The sequence below is a fragment of the Paenibacillus sp. MAHUQ-45 genome, assembly GCF_058133325.1.
On the sequence record NZ_JBYUPV010000006.1, the window covers coordinates 90,744 to 108,469 of the forward strand.

At 48.8% G+C, this 17,726-nt stretch carries 17 protein-coding genes; 9 read left to right on the plus strand and 8 right to left on the minus strand.

The window, feature by feature from the left end; all coding sequences use genetic code 11:
- Positions 1-26: 26 nt before the first annotated feature.
- Both AC3Y23_RS14880 and AC3Y23_RS14885 read right to left on the minus strand, forming a co-directional pair.
- Positions 27-257, minus strand: coding sequence for a hypothetical protein (locus tag AC3Y23_RS14880; protein WP_066376312.1), 231 nt, complete (start codon positions 255-257; stop codon positions 27-29).
- Positions 254-442, minus strand: coding sequence for a YycC family protein (locus AC3Y23_RS14885; protein ID WP_379200167.1), 189 nt, complete (start codon positions 440-442; stop codon positions 254-256). Before AC3Y23_RS14885 ends, AC3Y23_RS14880 begins: the two co-directional genes overlap by 4 nt.
- Positions 443-573: 131 nt before the next feature.
- On the opposite strand from AC3Y23_RS14885, the gene AC3Y23_RS14890 reads away from it, so the two are divergent.
- Both AC3Y23_RS14890 and AC3Y23_RS14895 read left to right on the plus strand, forming a co-directional pair.
- Positions 574-2,373, plus strand: a complete 1,800-nt coding sequence (locus AC3Y23_RS14890; protein WP_379200169.1) for a M3 family oligoendopeptidase — start codon at positions 574-576, stop codon at positions 2,371-2,373.
- 289 nt (positions 2,374-2,662) lie between these two features.
- Positions 2,663-3,073, plus strand: coding sequence for an O-methyltransferase (locus tag AC3Y23_RS14895; RefSeq protein WP_379200171.1), 411 nt, complete (start codon positions 2,663-2,665; stop codon positions 3,071-3,073).
- A 138-nt stretch (positions 3,074-3,211) separates the two neighbouring features.
- Here AC3Y23_RS14895 and AC3Y23_RS14900 read toward each other — a convergent pair whose 3' ends face one another.
- Together AC3Y23_RS14900 and AC3Y23_RS14905 are read right to left on the minus strand one after the other, a co-directional pair.
- Positions 3,212-3,451, minus strand: coding sequence for an alpha/beta-type small acid-soluble spore protein (locus tag AC3Y23_RS14900; RefSeq protein ID WP_066376333.1), 240 nt, complete (start codon positions 3,449-3,451; stop codon positions 3,212-3,214).
- A gap of 207 nt (positions 3,452-3,658) precedes the next feature.
- A complete protein-coding gene (locus AC3Y23_RS14905) occupies positions 3,659-4,633 on the minus strand; it encodes an aldose 1-epimerase (RefSeq protein WP_379200174.1) in 975 nt (324 codons plus the stop codon).
- A gap of 452 nt (positions 4,634-5,085) precedes the next feature.
- Between AC3Y23_RS14905 and trpS the strand changes: the two genes are divergently transcribed.
- Entirely contained in the window at positions 5,086-6,075 is a 990-nt protein-coding gene (gene trpS / locus AC3Y23_RS14910) for a tryptophan--tRNA ligase (RefSeq protein ID WP_379200176.1), read from the plus strand.
- Positions 6,076-6,106: 31 nt separating this feature from the next.
- Here trpS and AC3Y23_RS14915 read toward each other — a convergent pair whose 3' ends face one another.
- Entirely contained in the window at positions 6,107-6,295 is a 189-nt protein-coding gene (locus AC3Y23_RS14915) for a hypothetical protein (protein ID WP_379200178.1), read from the minus strand.
- 251 nt (positions 6,296-6,546) lie between these two features.
- Complete coding sequence (locus tag AC3Y23_RS14920) at positions 6,547-7,551, minus strand: metal-dependent hydrolase (RefSeq protein ID WP_379200180.1); 1,005 nt, start codon at positions 7,549-7,551, stop codon at positions 6,547-6,549.
- 227 nt (positions 7,552-7,778) lie between these two features.
- Between AC3Y23_RS14920 and cyoE the strand changes: the two genes are divergently transcribed.
- Both cyoE and AC3Y23_RS14930 read left to right on the plus strand, forming a co-directional pair.
- Positions 7,779-8,711: a heme o synthase gene (gene cyoE, locus AC3Y23_RS14925; protein ID WP_379200182.1), complete on the plus strand. Its 933-nt coding sequence runs from the start codon at positions 7,779-7,781 to the stop codon at positions 8,709-8,711.
- 11 nt (positions 8,712-8,722) lie between these two features.
- Complete coding sequence (locus AC3Y23_RS14930) at positions 8,723-9,346, plus strand: SCO family protein (RefSeq protein ID WP_379200184.1); 624 nt, start codon at positions 8,723-8,725, stop codon at positions 9,344-9,346.
- Positions 9,347-9,445: 99 nt separating this feature from the next.
- Here AC3Y23_RS14930 and AC3Y23_RS14935 read toward each other — a convergent pair whose 3' ends face one another.
- Together AC3Y23_RS14935 and AC3Y23_RS14940 are read right to left on the minus strand one after the other, a co-directional pair.
- Complete coding sequence (locus tag AC3Y23_RS14935) at positions 9,446-9,793, minus strand: DNA primase (RefSeq protein WP_066376351.1); 348 nt, start codon at positions 9,791-9,793, stop codon at positions 9,446-9,448.
- Between the two features lie 431 nt (positions 9,794-10,224).
- Positions 10,225-11,427, minus strand: coding sequence for an MFS transporter (locus AC3Y23_RS14940; protein WP_379200187.1), 1,203 nt, complete (start codon positions 11,425-11,427; stop codon positions 10,225-10,227).
- A gap of 259 nt (positions 11,428-11,686) precedes the next feature.
- Here AC3Y23_RS14940 and AC3Y23_RS14945 point away from each other — a divergent pair, with 259 nt between their 5' ends.
- The 4 genes from AC3Y23_RS14945 to AC3Y23_RS14960 all read left to right on the plus strand — a co-directional run bounded on the left by AC3Y23_RS14945 (position 11,687) and on the right by AC3Y23_RS14960 (position 17,690).
- Positions 11,687-12,136 (plus strand): hypothetical protein, encoded by a 450-nt coding sequence (locus AC3Y23_RS14945; RefSeq protein WP_379200189.1) that lies wholly within the window; start codon positions 11,687-11,689, stop codon positions 12,134-12,136.
- A 53-nt stretch (positions 12,137-12,189) separates the two neighbouring features.
- Positions 12,190-13,329 carry a transglutaminase domain-containing protein gene (locus tag AC3Y23_RS14950; RefSeq protein ID WP_379200191.1) on the plus strand — a complete coding sequence of 380 codons (1,140 nt, stop codon included), beginning with the start codon at positions 12,190-12,192 and terminating at the stop codon, positions 13,327-13,329.
- Between the two features lie 125 nt (positions 13,330-13,454).
- Positions 13,455-15,539 carry a peptidoglycan D,D-transpeptidase FtsI family protein gene (locus AC3Y23_RS14955; protein WP_379200193.1) on the plus strand — a complete coding sequence of 695 codons (2,085 nt, stop codon included), beginning with the start codon at positions 13,455-13,457 and terminating at the stop codon, positions 15,537-15,539.
- Between the two features lie 30 nt (positions 15,540-15,569).
- On the plus strand, positions 15,570-17,690 hold the full coding sequence (locus AC3Y23_RS14960; RefSeq protein WP_379200196.1) for a peptidoglycan D,D-transpeptidase FtsI family protein: 2,121 nt from the start codon (positions 15,570-15,572) through the stop codon (positions 17,688-17,690).
- Positions 17,691-17,726: the final 36 nt, after the last annotated feature.

The following is a 17,726-nucleotide window of genomic DNA, read 5'->3' on the forward strand; positions in this document are numbered from 1 at the left end:
CAGTCTGTCCTGCTTTCGCTTAAAAGTTATCTTACAGCACGGTCGAACAACAGATAATCGGCATCGTTGTCTATCACCGTGAGGCTGGTGCTGCAGCAGGGAAAGACCAGAAGGCGCTTCTTGCCGTCACGGATAAGAGGCAGTTCTTTCGGTTTCAGGGGCAGCAGCACATTCTCATGGGTACAGAAGGGGCAGTATTGCACGTACATATCGCCCAATATAATGTCATAAGGCCAGGTGTGGCTGAAAGGAATCATTGCTCATCCTTCCCGGATGAAGGCGATTCCGGCTCGCCTTCGGCCTGCGGTGTGTTCTTCTTGGATAGCTCAGCTATCTTTTGCAGCAAAATATGTTGAGGCATATGCATCAAGTGCTCCAAGGGAACACCAAGCTGTTTGGAAAGTGTTATAGCCGTCTCCGGCGAAATTTGCAGCGGCTTCATTATGACTCCTCCTTAAGTGGTTGCCATGCAGCGCAGGCTTATGGATAGTTCCAATATTGTAATCCACTTTACCACGGCTCTTGGCCAATTACAAAGAAAAGCAAATGTGAGAAAAGGAATGGTGAGTACACATGAAACAACCGTTATCGTTAACCTGGGAACTGGATTCCATCTTTAACGGAGGCTCGGCTTCTCCTGAGTTCGAGAGCTTCCTCCAAAAACTGGAGGGGGATATTGAGACTTTACAGCAGCAAGTGAAGGCTTCCGTCTCCCCGGTTGATGTCAAAGGAACAGAGGTTTTGGACAGTGTGATCGAGCTGTTGCAGAGTTGCACAGGTCGTCTGGTGCAGGCTGCTGAGTTCACAGGCTGCCTTGGCGCTCAGAATCAGCAGGATAAAGGCGCGGTGCGTCTGTCTTCCAAAGTATCAGGGCTGCGTGCACGTTTCGAAGGCATCAGCTCGCAATTTGACAATGTGCTGCGCCAGACTTCTGACGAAGTATGGGAAGCATGGATGGCCCGCCCAGAAATTGCGCCACTGAAGTTCGTACTTAGCGAGAGCCGCAGTCTGGCCCGCGAGAAAATGAGCCCTGAACTGGAAAGCCTGGCCCTGTCATTGGCAGTTGATGGCTACCATGGCTGGAGTGAGCACTATGAGACCATTGTATCCTCCATCAAAATCCCTTTTGAAGATGAAGAAGGCACCCGTGTGCTGTCTGCAGGACAAGCCTTCAACAAGCTGGATGATGCCGATTCGAACGTACGGTCCACGATGTTCGCCAAGTGGGAAGAAGCTTGGGGCGGTGTTGAGGATTACTGTGCGGATACATTGAACCATCTGGCTGGCTTCCGCGTGAACCTTTATAATGGCCGCGGTTGGGACGACATTCTCAAAGAGCCGCTGGGGATCAACCGCATGACCCGCGAGACGCTGGATGTAATGTGGGATGTCATTAACCGCAACAAACCAGCTCTGGTCTCCTATTTGCAGCGCAAAGCGAAGCTGCTTGGTCTGGAGTCTCTATCCTGGGTGGATGTCGAAGCGCCTGTCGGCAACGCTAACGGCAAAATCTCCTACGATCAGGCAGCACAAGACATTATTGCACAATTCCGCAATTTCAGTCCGAAGATGGCGGATTTCGCCGAAGAAGCCTTCGACAAAAACTGGATTGAAGTCGAAGACCGTGCAGGAAAGCGTCCAGGCGGCTTCTGCGTCACATTCCCGGAGAGCAAGGAATCCCGTATCTTTATGACTTACAGCGGTACGGCTTCTAATGTGTCCACGCTGGCACATGAACTGGGACATGCTTATCATTCCTACCTGCTGAAGGATCAACCGGTGTTCAATCAGAATTATGCGATGAACGTGGCGGAGACTGCTTCGACCTTCGCTGAAGCGATCATATCCGATGCACAGGTGAAGGCAGCCGTTAATCCTGAAGAGAAACTGGCTCTTCTGGAGTCCAAGATTCAAAGAAGTGTGGCTTTCTTTATGAACATCCATGCCCGCTTCCTGTTCGAAACCCGCTTCTACGAAAAACGCAAGCAAGGTGTTGTCAGTGCGGAAGAACTGTCCGCCTTGATGGAAGAAGCGCAGAAGGAGGCCTTTAATGGAGTTCTCTCCAGCTACCATCCTCATTTCTGGGCATCCAAGCTGCATTTCTATATTACAGATGTGCCGTTCTATAACTTCCCGTATACCGTAGGATACATGTTCAGCACAGGATTGTACCGTCTTGCTCTGCAGGATGGACCTTCGTTCGCGGACAAATATGATGACTTGCTTCGTGATACCGGTGTGATGACTTTGGAGGATCTGGTGTCGAAACATCTGGGTGTCGATCTGACTCAGCCGGATTTCTGGCAAGGGGCAAGCGATCTGATTATTGCTGATATTGAAGAGTTCCTGCAGATGACAGAGCATTTGGCATAAGATTTATGGCAATATAAAGACAACTGCAGTCATGAGATGCTAAGTTAGTCAACTATAATGCGGTATTAATGCGAAAAGACCCTCAAATGAGGGTCTTTTTTTACTTGTAAATTGTCGAAAATCATCAGTTTTATGCGAACGATAATAATATTCATATGAAAAATACGCATTTATAGTCATTATTGACCAATTATGTTGAATAATGTTGTGTGGGTTACTGTAATTAACCTATAATTGAGTCCTAAGCCTTATATAAGGTGTGCTAGGAAGATAACTGAGGAGGATATTTATGATGAAGACTGAGCAATTATCGCTGGCGCGACAGATCGATCTGGTGTTCAAGGAATTGCATGAAGAACTGTCAGGTTTGTCTTCCGGCACGGTATTTGTGCAAATACGAAATAATGTCATTGGAAAGTTTGGTATTCGCCATCTTCCTCTATCAGGAAGAAAAGGTACCTTCGCTGCTGAAACAGAGGGACTGACACCCGAGCAGCAAGCTTCCTTTCGGTTGATGGCGCTGGAAAGCCTTAAATATAAACGGCGGTGGACCCACGGCGAGATTAGCTATGAATTTGCTGTAAGGCAGGGAATGGTTATCGTGGATGCTACATTGGAGTCTAATTACAATATGGCGAATCTGATGATTCGTTATCCTCGTAATTCGCAAGCCGATGCACAGGATCAATTTCTGGGTTAACAGACACTAGGGTATTCATTGTCACAATACTAAAAAGCCCCCTCACGCTTCTGTTTGGAGAAGCGCAAGGAGGCTGAGAAGCTGTGTAGGATAGGCTGTTCAGCCTAACCAAGTAAGGCGTTTAAGATAAGGGTGCGACTAGTTCGAACGACCGGACAATTGTTGCTCTGCCAGTTGTACGAGACGTTTGGTGATGTATCCTCCCAAAGAACCGGTTTCGCGGGAAGTGTAGTTTCCGTAATAACCGTCTTGAGGAATGGTTACACCCAGCTCTTGAGCTGCTTCATATTTCAATTGTTGCAAAGCAGCGTTCGCTTGAGGAACGACCAGGTTATTGGAACGACTACCACGACCTTGGCTTTGACCTGCTTGACCCATGTTTGTCACCTCCTTCGCCCGTTGTGAAGATAGTATGAGCGCTAGGAGATGAATTCATGCACTCTTTCAAAAGGTTTTAAGGATGGTAATTTTTAGTGCGTGATGTTTGGTTATAAAGATATGTTGTTCTTAATCCACTACAGATTATCAAAAAAGCGATCCTCTCCTGCAGCATGCAGGGGAAGATCGCTTAAGCGGATATAGATATTAGCGATTCGGGTGGATCATTTCAAGTGTGGTTGACAGCTCAATGCTCTGTCCCGGTTCCAGTGTCAACAGGCCGGTGAATTCTGGATCAGGCGATACATTCGGTGCATCGGGTAGCCACGTATATGGTTCGATGCAGAGGAATTGATCAGCCGGTCCTTTTGTATAAAGCACCCAGTGACGGAAGAGATTCTCGTCGGCTGTATAACGTAGTCCGTAGCCATCATCGCGCAGTAATAGAGCTTCTACAGGCTGATTTTTGCCAATTCGCAGAGCTGTGTCAAAGTTAGTTCCCTGAATGTTCTTTCCCTCGTTAAGGTCTTGAAGATCTCCGAGAGGAAGCAGGTTGCCGCTTGGCAGCAATTCTTCATTCAGCTCATAGATGCCCTCTACGGGCAGCTTAAGATTCCAGCGTTCAGGTTCTCCATCAATCATAAACCAGGTGTGATAGCCGAGCCCGAACGGGATACGCTGTTCACCAAGATTAGTTACTTTAAGAAACTGTTTCAGCTTGGCATCCTGCAGCCGAAATGTCATTTCGAATTTGAGTGGCACAGGCAGCTGCTCCATCCAGTGTGGATCGTCCACAGTGTTGAACTCCGTCGTTACGGCGCAGCCATCCTCGTCTTCTTCAATGTCACTAACACACCACGCCTGTGTTCTGTGTAGGCCGTGGATGTGATTGTCACCCGCGGTGTTTTGGTCGAATTGGTAATTTACCCCGTCAAATTGAAATTGTCCTTTGCGAATGCGTCCTGGTGGGATCAAGAGCGGAATGCCAAAATGATATGGCTTTTGCATAAAAAACTCTAGGTCGCTTTCTTCAGGCCGTCGCAGAATTTGCCGTTCTTCCTTGAGATCCTTCAAGGCTATCACGTTATTTCCAAGTCGCGGCAAAAGCGTGACTTCCAGTTCGCGGCTGTGCAAAATATAAGTATCATAACCGCCCCACTGCCCTTTGGTCACCTGTTTCATGAGATATGCTCCTTTATTGTAGCTGTAATCGGAATAGAACGCGGATAACCTTATCATAACAGATTTATGCGGCCCTGGGTTAAGGGAATTGACAAACCTCTCCGCATCGTTCATGATGAACTCATTCAATAATAATGGCAATGTGATGACGGGGACAAGTAGACAGATGATGAACCTTCAGAAAGCCGGTGGATGATGCGAACCGGTGGAATTCTTCTGGTGAATGGACCCCCGAGCGCCGAGTTTGAACAGGAGCATAACATCTCCCAAGTAGTCCGGCCGGTTCTTCCCCGTTAACGGAAGCTTAAGGCTGCTGATGTTTTTTTACAAAGGACATATGCGGCGAATAAGGGTGGCACCACGGTCTCACGTCCCTTGCGGGGTGGGGCCTTTTTTGCGTTCATTACACATTGCATACCACTTCGGAAATACACTACATGGAGGGATTTAGTATGGCTAAAAAAGTATTATCAGGCATTCAGCCCAGCGGTACGTTGACACTCGGCAACTATATTGGAGCAATGAAGAACTTCGTGAAACTGCAGGAAGAGCATGAATGTTATTTCATGGTGGTTGATTTGCACGCTATTACGGTAGCTCAAGATCCTGCGGCACTTCGTGAACAATCGGAGTCGGTAGCTGCACTGTTTATTGCAGCTGGAATTGATCCGGCACGTTCCAATGTGTATCTCCAATCTCATGTTCCGCAGCATGCTGAGCTTGGCTGGATCATGACAACGCTGACCGCAATGGGAGAGCTGGAGCGGATGACACAGTTCAAGGATAAATCCTCCGGCAAAGATTCTGTAGGAGCAGGCCTGTTCGTGTACCCGTCATTGATGGCTGCCGATATCCTCGTTTACAATGCAGACCTAGTACCGGTGGGAGAAGACCAGAAGCAGCATTTGGAGTTAACCCGCGATTTGGCAGGGCGCTTCAACAGCCGTTTTGGGGAGTTCTTCACGATTCCTGAACCGTATATCCCGCAAGTGGGCGCTCGGATTATGTCTCTTGATGATGGAACCAAAAAAATGAGTAAGAGCAATCCCAATGCGGGTAGCTTCATCTCGCTATTGGACCCACCGGATGTCATCCGCAAGAAGATTAGCCGGGCAACTACAGACTCTGGGCGCGAAGTGGTCTTTGATCCACAGAACAAGCCGGAAGTTAGTAACCTGATGAGTATCTATGCGGAATGCTCCGGGATGTCGCTTCAGCAGATTGCCGACCGGTTCGAAGGACAAATGTATGGTGGCTTCAAGAAAGAGCTTGCTGAGGTGGTTGTGGCGACCCTTGAACCGCTGCAGCAACGCTATCACGAAATCCGGAATTCAGGTGCCCTAAGCGATATTCTGGCGGAAAGTGCTGAGCGCGCTCGCGTGGTGGCTGCACAGACGCTGGCTGGTGTGAAGGACCGTATGGGTTTCCTGCCATCTCGATAAGAAAATTGAATCCTTACAGGAAGGTATAACGTTAAGTTTGTGTGGTGCCTTCCTGACGGCGTCTGCGGCGGGCTTTGACGATAAAGCCCCAGCCGATGTTCAGAATGCAGGCCAAGCCAAGAGCCAGTGCCAGCCAGATGTTGTAGCTGATCGTGATAGAGGCGGCGGTCAGGATTAGAATGGACGAGCAGGCGAACCACAGGGAGAGTCCTTTTCCCATAATTGACAACCTCCTTTCAGGCAATAAAGAAAGTGATCCCGGATCATGAACATGGTTCCGGGATTTTTGTGTTAGTACGTTTTTTTACACAAACGGGGTAGCAAGATTAATGTGATGAAAAGTGCAGTACGTTATATTGTAAACGCTTTATGGTGATTGTCCCTTATCCCGGCAAGGGAGTCAAGGGGAAAAGCATGACTCCTTTGCAGGAAAGGCGAGAGGTGAAGGGACAGCAGTAGTGCGAGAAGGGGCTATACTTTCATGGAACCGGGATCATTAGCAAAACGTTCTTCTAGCTTCTCGCTACTGAGCCATCCTACGTACGTATTTAGCGGACGATACTCATTATCCATCACGAGGACTGCCACGAAAGGGAATTGCTTGCGATGTAAATAACGCACATCTCCCCAGCGTACAATATAACCGGAGGGTAGTTCTTCTACCTCAGCAACGGCAAATGAGGTGAAGTACAGGAAGGACTGGATATCTGGATGAGATTTTGAATGCGCTACGGCAGGGTGCTTAGAGCTTACCGCATGCTTGAACCAGTGAAGTCGGCCATTAATCAACTGGCCCACATCATAGCTGCTGTCCGGCTTGGCCTTAACAATATTCCAGCGTCTAGGGGAGATTGTTGGGATAATGTAATAGCGGTCTGCGGGATCATGATTGATATCCTTTGCTTTGATTCTGCGTGAAAGCCGGAAATGGACGAGGGTTCGCCAAAGGTAATAGATCACGATACAAATATATAGAGTAATGAACAAAGGGGCAGGGGGGAGAAGTCCGCTCACCCAGAGCACGAGAGCTGCCGTGTGGCTGCCGAAGATAAAGGGATCAAAGATATGAATGATGTTCCACGCAATCCATTTCTCGGTGAATGGACGTGCGGCCTGGGTACCATAAGTATTGAACAGATCGGAAAAAACATGAACGAATACACCGATAAAACTCCAAAGCGCAATGTGACTCAGACTGAACAGATCACTAAATCCGAATAAGGGCCCAATGACTATCGTGATCAGCGCAGGCCATAGCGCTAAGAAAGGTAGGGAATGGGTGATTCCCCGATGATTGCGTATATACAGTGCATTGCTCTTCAGGCGCAGTACAGTATCGGCATCAGGCGCCTGTGATGCGATTACGACTGATACCATAACAGCCCCGGCAAGCATCGGGTCGGAGGCGACGGCAGGATCAACGAAGGAGAGCCCAGCTAATCCCAGGCCCATAACAATATGTGTAGCAGTATCCATAGTTCAGTTCTCCTTTGCGCGGAAGTTCCTATTCATTACTACCCTAAATCATGTCCAGTTATTAAACTGTAATAAAATAAATATCGTCACGTAATTGTCGAATTCATGAACATCATACCAAATGATTGTCAATTTCTTCAGGGGTTTGTTATGATAAAGTTAACAGCGGAGAACTTATTTCTCTTGCGAGAACGTTAGAAGTTTGTTTTAAAGGAGGATTACTAAGCGTGGATAATCAATGGAGATATCAGGCTCCTTCCGATTCCGCAGCAATGTCTGCCAAGCTGCCGCCAAAAGGTGCGAGCTGGCGTGATTTCATTACTGTGACGAAGCCAGGTATTATCAGATCGAACCTGATTGCAGCCTTTGCTGGTTTTTGGTTGGCGTCTGGATGGCAGGTCCAATACGGAAACTTGATTTTAACTTTGCTTGGCACAATGCTTGTTATGGCTTCGGCCTGTGTATTTAATAACTATTTTGACCGGGACCTGGATATGAAAATGGAACGGACCCGTGACCGCGGATTACCTACGGGTAGACTGAAGCCAAGAACCGTCCTGGTGTACGGAATTGTTCTGGGAATTGTCGGCCTCGCTGTGCTGTTTGCGTTCAGCGGAGTGCTTGCCGGTCTGTTCGGTATACTGGGGGTATTCGTCTATGTTGTCGTATATACCCTATGGCTCAAGCGAACCTCCACTTGGAGCACTTCTGTTGGTGCGATTTCCGGAGCTACACCACCGGTGATCGGTTACGTAGCAGTTACAGGTCAAATCGACCTTGCCGCTGTTTTGCTATTCGCGATGCTGTTCTTGTGGCAGCCCCCTCACTTCTGGGCGCTGGGCATCCGCCGCAAAGAAGAGTATCGGGCTGCGGGCTTTCCGCTGCTGCCTGTGGTAAAAGGCGTTCGGCGCACCAAGTTCCAAATGATTCCTTACGTAGCTCTGCTGCTGCCAATTCCGGTTCTGATGTATGTGTACGGATATGCCGGTATCTTTTACCTGATTATTTCCAGCCTACTGTCCCTGATGTGGCTATATCTGACCCTGAAAGGGTTCAAGGCCAAGGATGACGAGGCCTGGGCCAAACAGAACTTCCTCTTTTCCATCAATTATTTGACGGTCAGCTTGATCGTACTAGTGTTGAATACAACTCACTTGTAATGGAGGGAAGAATGTCCTTGCAAACCTTGAAACGTTATAAATGGACCTGGTTACTTCTTCTGCTGGCGTTGATTATGGCCGCTTATCTGGCCTTTAATTCCCTGGCGCTGGGAAGCAAAGAACTGCCGGTCATCGGGGAAGTGCAGGACTTCTCCCTCGAGAATGTGAATGGAGATACAGTGACGCTTGCGGATACACAAGGAAAGGCCCGGTTGGTCTACTTCTTTTTCACAGATTGTCCCGATGTATGTCCTGTAACGACATTTATGCTCTCTCAGACTCAGAATTTACTGGTTAAGGACGGCAGCTTTGGCAAGGATGTGTCGTTCTTGTCGATTTCCTTCGATCCGAAGCGAGATACACGGGAAGCTATTAAGGATTTTGCCGACCGATTCCATGCCAATTATGACGGCTGGTATTTCCTACGAGGGGATCAGGAGAAGATTCGCAAGCTTGCAGCCGATTCCTTCAAAGTATTGATTGCAGGAGATAACAGGGACAATTTTGCTCATGCCAATCTGATTGGATTGGTGGACAGGGAGAACCGTCTAAGAGCACTTTACGACGCTGGGGATAGCGATAATGTTACCCCTGAATTCCTGGCCGCTGCCGTGAAGGATCTGGCCCGCGAGTAACGGAATCATTATAGATAAACCTAAAAACGCCTTTTTTGCTACTCGCCTTTTCATGGGAAGGGAGAACAAAGAAGGCGTTTTTTACTGTGAACTTTATTCTCAATAGGGCAGGGGCTCGGGATAGATGATAAATTCCTCCAGGCCTGCTTTTTCAAGCTGAGTGATGTTGTACTCGTCCGGCGTACCTTCTACCCCGGCATATCCCCGCCTTGTGTAAATGTGACCAGCATCGGGAAAAGCATCCCGCAGCACACCGCGGATTTTTTTACCGGAACTGTCGTTGTCCATATACAGATAGACTTCACTGTCCCCCACTTGCTGGCGCAGGTTCTCCAGCTTGAGGGTGTTCAGGGTGCCAAAGGTACAGAGAATATCAACTTCGGGCATCAAGATCCGCCGTAATCTGCTGCGATCGTTTTTGCCTTCGACAATGATTGTGATGGACATATTCAGTTCGTCACCTCCGGAGCGATAATCATGGTGCATGCGTATATATTTTACCTAAGCTTCGCCATTTTTAACAGGCTTAAACGCCATGATGTAATCATTCCCCGGGAAATGTCGCAAAAGCAAACAATCACCCGGGCGCGATACCCGGATGATAGAGGATACGACAAAAACGCTTCCTGTGTTGGCATATAGAATATTCCAGCGCGGAGGATGATTACCAAGAGAATCTACAATACCAGAATAATGCCGTGGATATCCAGAGGGCCGGAGGTACATAGCCTGGATCGGGGCCATGACAATACCGCTTACCTCAGACTAATCGCGCTTTCGGATTTTTAATCAGTAGTTACAACTTATTTCATGTAAAAATCCCCCGATCACTGTAAAGACACCTAAATAGGACGTAATGAGAGTCGTTAAATTAGGATTTAGGCTGCGCGTCCGTTCAAACCTGTCTTGTAGGCAGGTGCGAGCTTCGTGTTCTTCGGCGGAAGCAGAAGCAGTGCGGTCATCAGCAGCAGGAAGGCAATAAAATAAGGAGAGACAATGCCCCGCAGTTGACCGGCAGCGACCGGACCTGCGAACGCCCCGAGGGACATGGCGATGGATTGCATAGAGAACGTTCTACCAAGTCGCCCCGGGCCACCCAGGCTAATGAATAATGAGGCCATCGCAGGAAACAGCACACCCTTGGCAGCGCCCATCAGAAAGAGGAGTAGGCCAGGTGGAATATTTCCGAAGGCGGCAAGCCCAAAGAAGCAGATCGCCATGCTAAGTAGTGCTGCGGCAATTCTGCCGGATGGTGTCCACCGATGTAGAAAGAACATACTGAGGGTCACGAGCGCCCCCAGACTTAGAAGCGACAACAGCAGACCTGTGGAGAGAATGTTCTGGCCCCCATTTTGTGAGAGTGGAAGCTCAAAGAACAGCACCCCTTGGGAGCAGGAGACGAAAAATGGCAGCAGATAGTAGCGTCTGGAGGGTTTGACGAAATTGGCGTTGTCCGGCGATGGACTCGATTCTGTCAGCTGGGGGGATTCCAGATCACCTTCTGTAGAAACCAAAGGGACAGCTGTGCGGGTCTGCACATGCTTGGGAACGCTGAAGAAGGCCATGAAGCCTGTCAGAATCAGCAGCCAGCCCAGACTGCTGAACGTGCCGGAGAATCCGGCTTTGGCGACGATAAACGCGCCGGCGGCGGGAGAGACAACGGAGGCGAGGGTATGCACGATGCCATGACCGGACATGTACTTGCCTTGAGTCGTCGAATCCGAAGAGAGCGAGGCCAGCAGTGTCATACAGGCCGGGGACAGGAAGGCCAGCGCGAAGCCGCTCACTGCGCGCACCAGCAGCAGATGCCATGGGAGCTGCGCATGTGCCTGAAGCAGCAGGAGCACACCGGCGGTCAACAGGCTGAATACGATATACCGGCGGCTTCCGTTACGGTCTACAAGCACTCCGGCAAGCAGATTTCCGGGGAGGTGGGTCAGCGAATACATGCCCATCATCCAGCCGATAAAGGCTGGGCCGGCGCCAAGTGATATGGCAAACGGCGTCAGCACGGGATATTGGGCATGCAAATCGAAGAAGGCCAGAAAAAGGAACAAATAGAGCCACAGCGCAGTTTTCACATGTAACACCTCCGGGCCTGTCGCAGCATAGGGAATTGCGGGGCAGGCGTATTCGTATGATTCATCAGCACAACGAAAAGAGCAGCTACTTGTACTTTACGTGGGCCAGGCAGGGCTTATACCGTTTTTTTATAATATCAACTGTCTATGTGACATCTGCGGTGCTGCCACGCTGTGGTACAGCTGGGGAACCATGAATTCTGAGATTACATCATGTATAATAATCAATATTAAAGTAGATTGGGGTGTTGTGAAGTTGATGAATATAGAGGTGTGGTCACAGTTTATTAGAGAGAATTGGCTAGTCATCGTTATTGCGCTTGTACTGCTATTCGCTGTGGTCAATCTGGTCAAGACGGTTCTGAAATGGGCGATTGTCGTTGTGATCGTTGTCGGTTTGTTTATTTACAGCGGGGTTACAATGGATCAGATCGGTAATGCTGTGAACACAGTGGCTGACAGCACACTGAGCACCTTAAAAAGTGAAGCACAGGACGTCATGCTCAAGGAGGCTAAGGACGCCAAGTATACTTCCGGTGGGAATGGCACGTTTACAATCACTACTCCAAACCTTGAAGTGAAAGGGAAAGCTGGGGAGGACAAGGTGGAGGTTACCTTCCGCGGTGTTGGACTGGGTAAATGGAGTATTAATGATACAACAAAAACTTTTATTGATGCAGCACGCAAACAGAATACAGCTGGGAAGTAAAGGGTAACGAATATTTATCAAGAGACCTATGGCTAAAGAAAGGGGGAGCGGACATGCTCAACGGATGGATAAAAAGTGTGGCTGATGCCAACGTAATCTCCATCATCCTGCTGCTTATTGTTGCCTTCTCCCTCTTGCAGGGCTGGGGTAGAGGATTTTCACGTTCAACAGGCAGGCTGTTTGGCCTTTTGGGTGCCGGGATATCGACGCTTGTCGCGCTTCTTCTGGCCATACCGGCGGCGGCTTATTTCTCTCCGCTTGTCGAAGCGTGGGCTTCCGGGGTGGAATTCACAGATGGCGTTCTGACGAGATGGCAGCAGCTTTATTACACGGCCATTTCTGTTCTGGCGGGATCTCCAGTTGTCAGATTTATACTGGTGTTGCTGCTCTGTTACAGCTTGATTCGTCTGCTGCTGGGGCTTATTGTACTTCTACTTCCGTTTCAGCGCAGCGGACGTCGTAGAGGGGACAAGAAGGTGACCGCACTCAGCCGGCTCGGTGGAGCAGGTGTAGGATTATTGATCGGGCTAGCACGGGGGCTTATAGTAGTAGCCGTACTGTTCATCGGCGTTGCACTATCCCCCGACAGCAGCTTCAGTCGTTATGTGGAATCTTCTCCCGTCTACAGCCAGAGTGCTGCCGCTGTCATTGAACCTTTTGCTGGCGATACGGTTCACAGTAAGCTGCCGATTCTGACCCAAGCCGTCGCTGCAGAGATGAATGATATTCTCCGTCGTAAGTACGAGATTATCGATCATGATATCTCCGGCGATATCACTGGAGCGGCTGCCAACATTGTCGGAAAGACGACAGATGAGGAGAAAAAGGCACGATTGCTGTATGACTGGGTAGGATCGCGGGTTGCCTATGATTATGCCAAGGCTGAGAATTACGAGAAGAACCGGATCTGGCATGAACAGACACCACAGGATACGTTCAATACACGACTTGGTGTATGTATTGACTACGCACGGCTTTATGCCGTAATGGCCCGTTCGCAGGGCCTTCAGGTGCGAGTCGTAACTGGCCAGGGGTATGATGGACGCGGCGGATACGGTCCGCACGCCTGGAATGAGGTCTACGTGAGTGACAAGCAGGCGTGGATTCCCCTCGACCCCACCTGGGCGAGTAGCGGGAACTGGTTCAATACTAAGGATTTCTACGATACGCATATCAGAGAGAGCGTGCTGTGACGTAAAGGCGCAGTGCAAACAGATGTGGTACAATAAACTGGACTAACTAGACTACTCATCATAAGAATTAATAGGATTGGCCTGCATTTTGTGCCATATTTTATCTATTGTTAGGAGAGAGGGCTGTGAGTCAGTTTCGTAGACAGAGACCCGGTTCGGAGGATACACCGAATAGAGGATTCACGGGTCTGCGGATCAACCTGTTCTTTTTTGGCACATTTATTATTTTCTGCGTTATCATCGTTCGACTTGCCATTGTGCAATTTGTCGAAGGCCCCACATTGACCGAGGTAGAGTCGGATCGCAATACAAAGAATGTGCCGCTTGCTGCTTTGCGCGGGAACATCTATGCCGCAGGGGGCGAGAGTCTTGCTTACTCTACATCGGTGTATTCCATGTATATTACATTGACCAAAGAGTATACGGCTAAGACCAAGGTCTTTGACAAAATGGTTTTAACGCCGGAAGCCAAGGCAAAGTCGGATGATCTGGTTGCTCGCCTTGTGGCGAATTTCAAGAAATATGGTGATCCCGCCGTTAAGGAGCAGACACCAGAGGATGTTCTTAAAGCGCTCGATTTGAATTTTCGCAAATCACTCGGTTATTTTCCCCGTCGGGTGAAGGCTGGGTTGACGAATAAGGAAGTCGCCTATTTTATGGAGCACAAGGATGACTACCCGGGACTTGAGATTGTTGAAGAAACTACGCGTCACTATGACAAGGATACAGTAGCCGTGCAGACGATTGGTTATATCAAACCGTTCAGTTATTCGCAGGATCGCTCCTTCTACCAAGATATCGCTCAGGCCATGAAGAAGGACACAGACCCGGGTTTGGTCTATAGAGATGATGAGATCGTTGGATTCGACGGTCTGGAGCTGCAATATCAGAAAGAGCTGCGCGGGAAGAACGGTTATCAGGAGATATCAGTCAATCCGCAGAACATGGCGGAGAAGGTGGAAAAGGTTGTTCCGCCAGTTAAGGGCAACGATCTCTGGACAACGATTAACAAAAACGTTCAGCTTAAAACTGAGCAGGCTATAATGGAGCAAATCAATTGGCTTCATACCCATCCAGTCCAAGGCCAGGTTCATCCTGCCGCATTGACCGGTTATGCTGTAGCAATGGAAGTAGACACAGGCAATATCGTCGCCATGGCGAGTATGCCTGACTATGATACGAATGTGTGGACAACAGGTACGCTATCCTCAGCTGCTTGGGAAAAGATGATGTACAATTACCAGAATGGTACGATTAACCCGATTGCATCAGGACTATCCGGACATGAGCTTCGGTCGGTTCTGCTAATGGGCTCGACAATCAAACCGCTGACGGTGCTTATTGGTCTTAAAGAAGGCTTTATCTCCCCAGCGACCAGGTACATCGATACAGGCAGCACTTCGTTCGGGAAAGCAGGTCATGAAGCCACAGTAAGGAATGCCTCAGGACACGTGTATGGAAAGATGGGACCTGCAACTGCGATTGAGTTATCATCCAATGTTTTCATGATCGATATGGTGGGCAAGAAGCTGTATGATAAATATAGAAGTGAAGGCATTAATGTCTGGGATAGATATATGAAGGAGTTTGGACTTGGTGTACTCACAGAGAGCGGTTTGCCTGGTGAACATCGAGGCCAGATTAACTACACCAACATCGAAGCAGCGGGCAGCGTGCAAGCGGCATTGGTGTACGCCTCCTTCGGCCAGCAGGGGAGTTATACGACCCTGCAATTAGCCCAATATGCCTCTACACTAGCCAATGAAGGGCAACGGATCAAACCGCAATTGGTCAGCAAAATAACGGATGCACAGGGTAAAACAGTCACCACGTTCAGTCGCGAAGTTTTGAATGAGGTGACGAACTTTGACAAGTCGTTCTGGCAGGAGATTAAGAAGGGCATGAACAGTAAAGTCAGCGCCTTCGAGGGTTTCCCTTATGATTTTGCCCGCAAGACAGGAACCTCTCAGCAGGAAGCCAAGAAGGAGTTGCGCGATAATGGTGTCTTTATCGCCTTTGCACCGCGTGACAAGCCCAAGCTTGCCGTAGCTGTGGTGATTCCTGAAGGAGGGTTTGGTTCCAACAGTGCTGCGCCGGTGGCCCGCAAAATATTTGACGCCTATGATTGGGAGTACGGGCTAAACGGTATACCGAAGAAGAATCTTCAACCGATTGTCACCACGGCTCCTGAAGGCGGCGCGGCAGAATAATCATCTTAGAGAAAAAGGAGAGGAAAAACTGTGAGCTTTTTCCGTAAGCAGGCCTCGTCACAGGACGAGACCAATAGCAAAAGTTCCCTTGGCCTACGGATCAACGTGTTTTTCTTCAGCACGTTTATTATTTTTTGTGTCATTATTATTCGTCTTGCGGTTCTACAGTTTGTAGAAGGGCCAACCTTGACCGAGGTGGAGACTAACCGGGCAACAAAAAGTGTACCGCTAGCCGCCATGCGCGGTGTGATCTATGCTGCAGGAGGCGAGAAGTTGGCCTATTCCACACCGGTTCAATCGTTATACATTACACTGACCAAAGAATATACGGCCAAGGTCACTGATAAGGAGACCGGCAAGTCGACGTTATCACCTGCCGCTCAGGCCAAGTCGGATGATTTGGCAAACCGTCTTGTCGCGGACTTTGCAAAGTTCGGTGCCAAAGATGTTAAACCCATGACGAAGGAAGATGTGTTGGATTCCTTGGACCTTTACTTCAAGAAGTATTCGGGGTACATGGCCCGGCGGATTAAGTCAGGCCTCACTGACGAAGAAGTAGCTTACTTCATGGAACACAAGGATGAGTATCCTGGGCTTACCGTGGTGGAGGAAAGTAACCGCCATTATGACAAGGACACTGTTGCCGTACAGACCGTTGGATATATCAAGCCTTTCAAATCCTCCAACAGTTTGGCGATTTACCAGAATATCTTGAATCAGATGAAAAACAATCCCACTGCCGGCTTGACCTACAAGGACGATGAATTTGTTGGTTTTGACGGGCTTGAGCTGCAATATCAGCGGGAGCTTCGCGGCCAGAATGGATATCAGGAGATATCCGTCAACCCGCAGAATATGGCTGAGAGAATTGAGCAGGTAGTTCCGCCAGTGAAGGGAAATGACATTTGGACAACGATCAATAAGAATATCCAGATGAAAACCGAACAGGCCATTACCGACCAGCTCAACTGGCTGCACAAGAATCCAGTTCAAGGGAAGCTGCATCCGTCAGCGGTTACTGGTTACGCCGTGGCGATGGAAGTGGATACTGGTAATATCGTGGCCATGGCAAGCATGCCAGATTACGATACCAATGTGTGGACACAAGATAAAATGGACCCTGATGTATGGAAAAAGATTATGGGCAACTATCAGAACGGAACGATTACCCCGTTTTCCTCAGGAAGCTCCGGTCATAATTTTAGTTCTACCGTTTTCTTGGGGTCCACGATTAAGCCACTTACGGTGCTTATTGGTCTCAAGGAAGGTTTCATCACTACACATACCACTTATTCAGATACAGGAAGTACTAAGTTTGGTAAAGCCGGTCATGAAACCACGGTTAGAAATGCCGGGAGTCATGCCTATGGATTCTTTAGATCACCGGCTGATGCCATTGCGAACTCTTCTAACGTCTTTATGATCGATAAGGTAGGTAAGAAACTTTACGAGCAGTACGGAGCCCAGGGTGTGGAAATCTGGGATAGATATATGAAGGAATTTGGACTTGGGGTATCAACCGGCAGCGGTTTGCCGAAAGAGTACAAAGGAATGCTGAATTATTTTAAAGAGGCTGAAGCAGGAAGTGCTCAATCTGCATTAGTCTACGCGTCATTTGGTCAACAAGGTAGCTATACGACGCTGCAATTGGCTCAGTATACATCAACGCTCGCCAATCAAGGTGTGCGTATCAAACCTCAATTAGTCAGCAAAATCACCGATTCCTCCGGTAAGGTAGTGAAGACTTTCGGGCGTGAAGAGCTGGATAAGGTGGATTTCGATCCGTCGTATTGGAGAGAAGTAATCAAGGGAATGAGTAGTAAAGTCAGCAGCTTTGATAATTTCCCGTATGATTTTGCCCGTAAGACAGGGACTTCGCAGCAGGATTCCTATAGTAAAGGTGTTAAAAGTACCATCGATAACGGGGTGTTCATTGCCTTTGCTCCGCGTGAGCATCCGAAGCTGGCGGTAGCCGTTATTATTCCGGAAGGTGGCTTTGGTTCCAACAGTGCCGCACCGGTAGCCCGGAAAATCTTCGATGCGTACGATTGGGAATACGGATTGAACGGAGTGCCTAAGAAGAGCTTGCAATCTTCAGCAAATGGACAAGACAATGCCGCTTCTGAAAATACAACAACGAATACACAGTAACCATAAAATCGCCCTCTTAGATGGGCACAACAAAGA

Excerpts from the sequence above, each read along its gene's own strand:
- AC3Y23_RS14880 (WP_066376312.1), bottom strand. The coding sequence starts at position 257 with ATGATTCCTTTCAGCCACACCTGGCCTTATGACATTATATTGGGCGAT.
- AC3Y23_RS14885 (WP_379200167.1), bottom strand. The coding sequence starts at position 442 with ATGAAGCCGCTGCAAATTTCGCCGGAGACGGCTATAACACTTTCCAAA.
- AC3Y23_RS14890 (WP_379200169.1), top strand. The coding sequence starts at position 574 with ATGAAACAACCGTTATCGTTAACCTGGGAACTGGATTCCATCTTTAAC.
- AC3Y23_RS14895 (WP_379200171.1), top strand. The coding sequence starts at position 2,663 with ATGATGAAGACTGAGCAATTATCGCTGGCGCGACAGATCGATCTGGTG.
- AC3Y23_RS14900 (WP_066376333.1), bottom strand. The coding sequence starts at position 3,451 with ATGGGTCAAGCAGGTCAAAGCCAAGGTCGTGGTAGTCGTTCCAATAAC.
- AC3Y23_RS14905 (WP_379200174.1), bottom strand. The coding sequence starts at position 4,633 with ATGAAACAGGTGACCAAAGGGCAGTGGGGCGGTTATGATACTTATATT.
- trpS (WP_379200176.1), top strand. The coding sequence starts at position 5,086 with ATGGCTAAAAAAGTATTATCAGGCATTCAGCCCAGCGGTACGTTGACA.
- AC3Y23_RS14915 (WP_379200178.1), bottom strand. The coding sequence starts at position 6,295 with ATGGGAAAAGGACTCTCCCTGTGGTTCGCCTGCTCGTCCATTCTAATC.
- AC3Y23_RS14920 (WP_379200180.1), bottom strand. The coding sequence starts at position 7,551 with ATGGATACTGCTACACATATTGTTATGGGCCTGGGATTAGCTGGGCTC.
- AC3Y23_RS14930 (WP_379200184.1), top strand. The coding sequence starts at position 8,723 with ATGTCCTTGCAAACCTTGAAACGTTATAAATGGACCTGGTTACTTCTT.
- AC3Y23_RS14935 (WP_066376351.1), bottom strand. The coding sequence starts at position 9,793 with ATGTCCATCACAATCATTGTCGAAGGCAAAAACGATCGCAGCAGATTA.
- AC3Y23_RS14945 (WP_379200189.1), top strand. The coding sequence starts at position 11,687 with ATGAATATAGAGGTGTGGTCACAGTTTATTAGAGAGAATTGGCTAGTC.
- AC3Y23_RS14950 (WP_379200191.1), top strand. The coding sequence starts at position 12,190 with ATGCTCAACGGATGGATAAAAAGTGTGGCTGATGCCAACGTAATCTCC.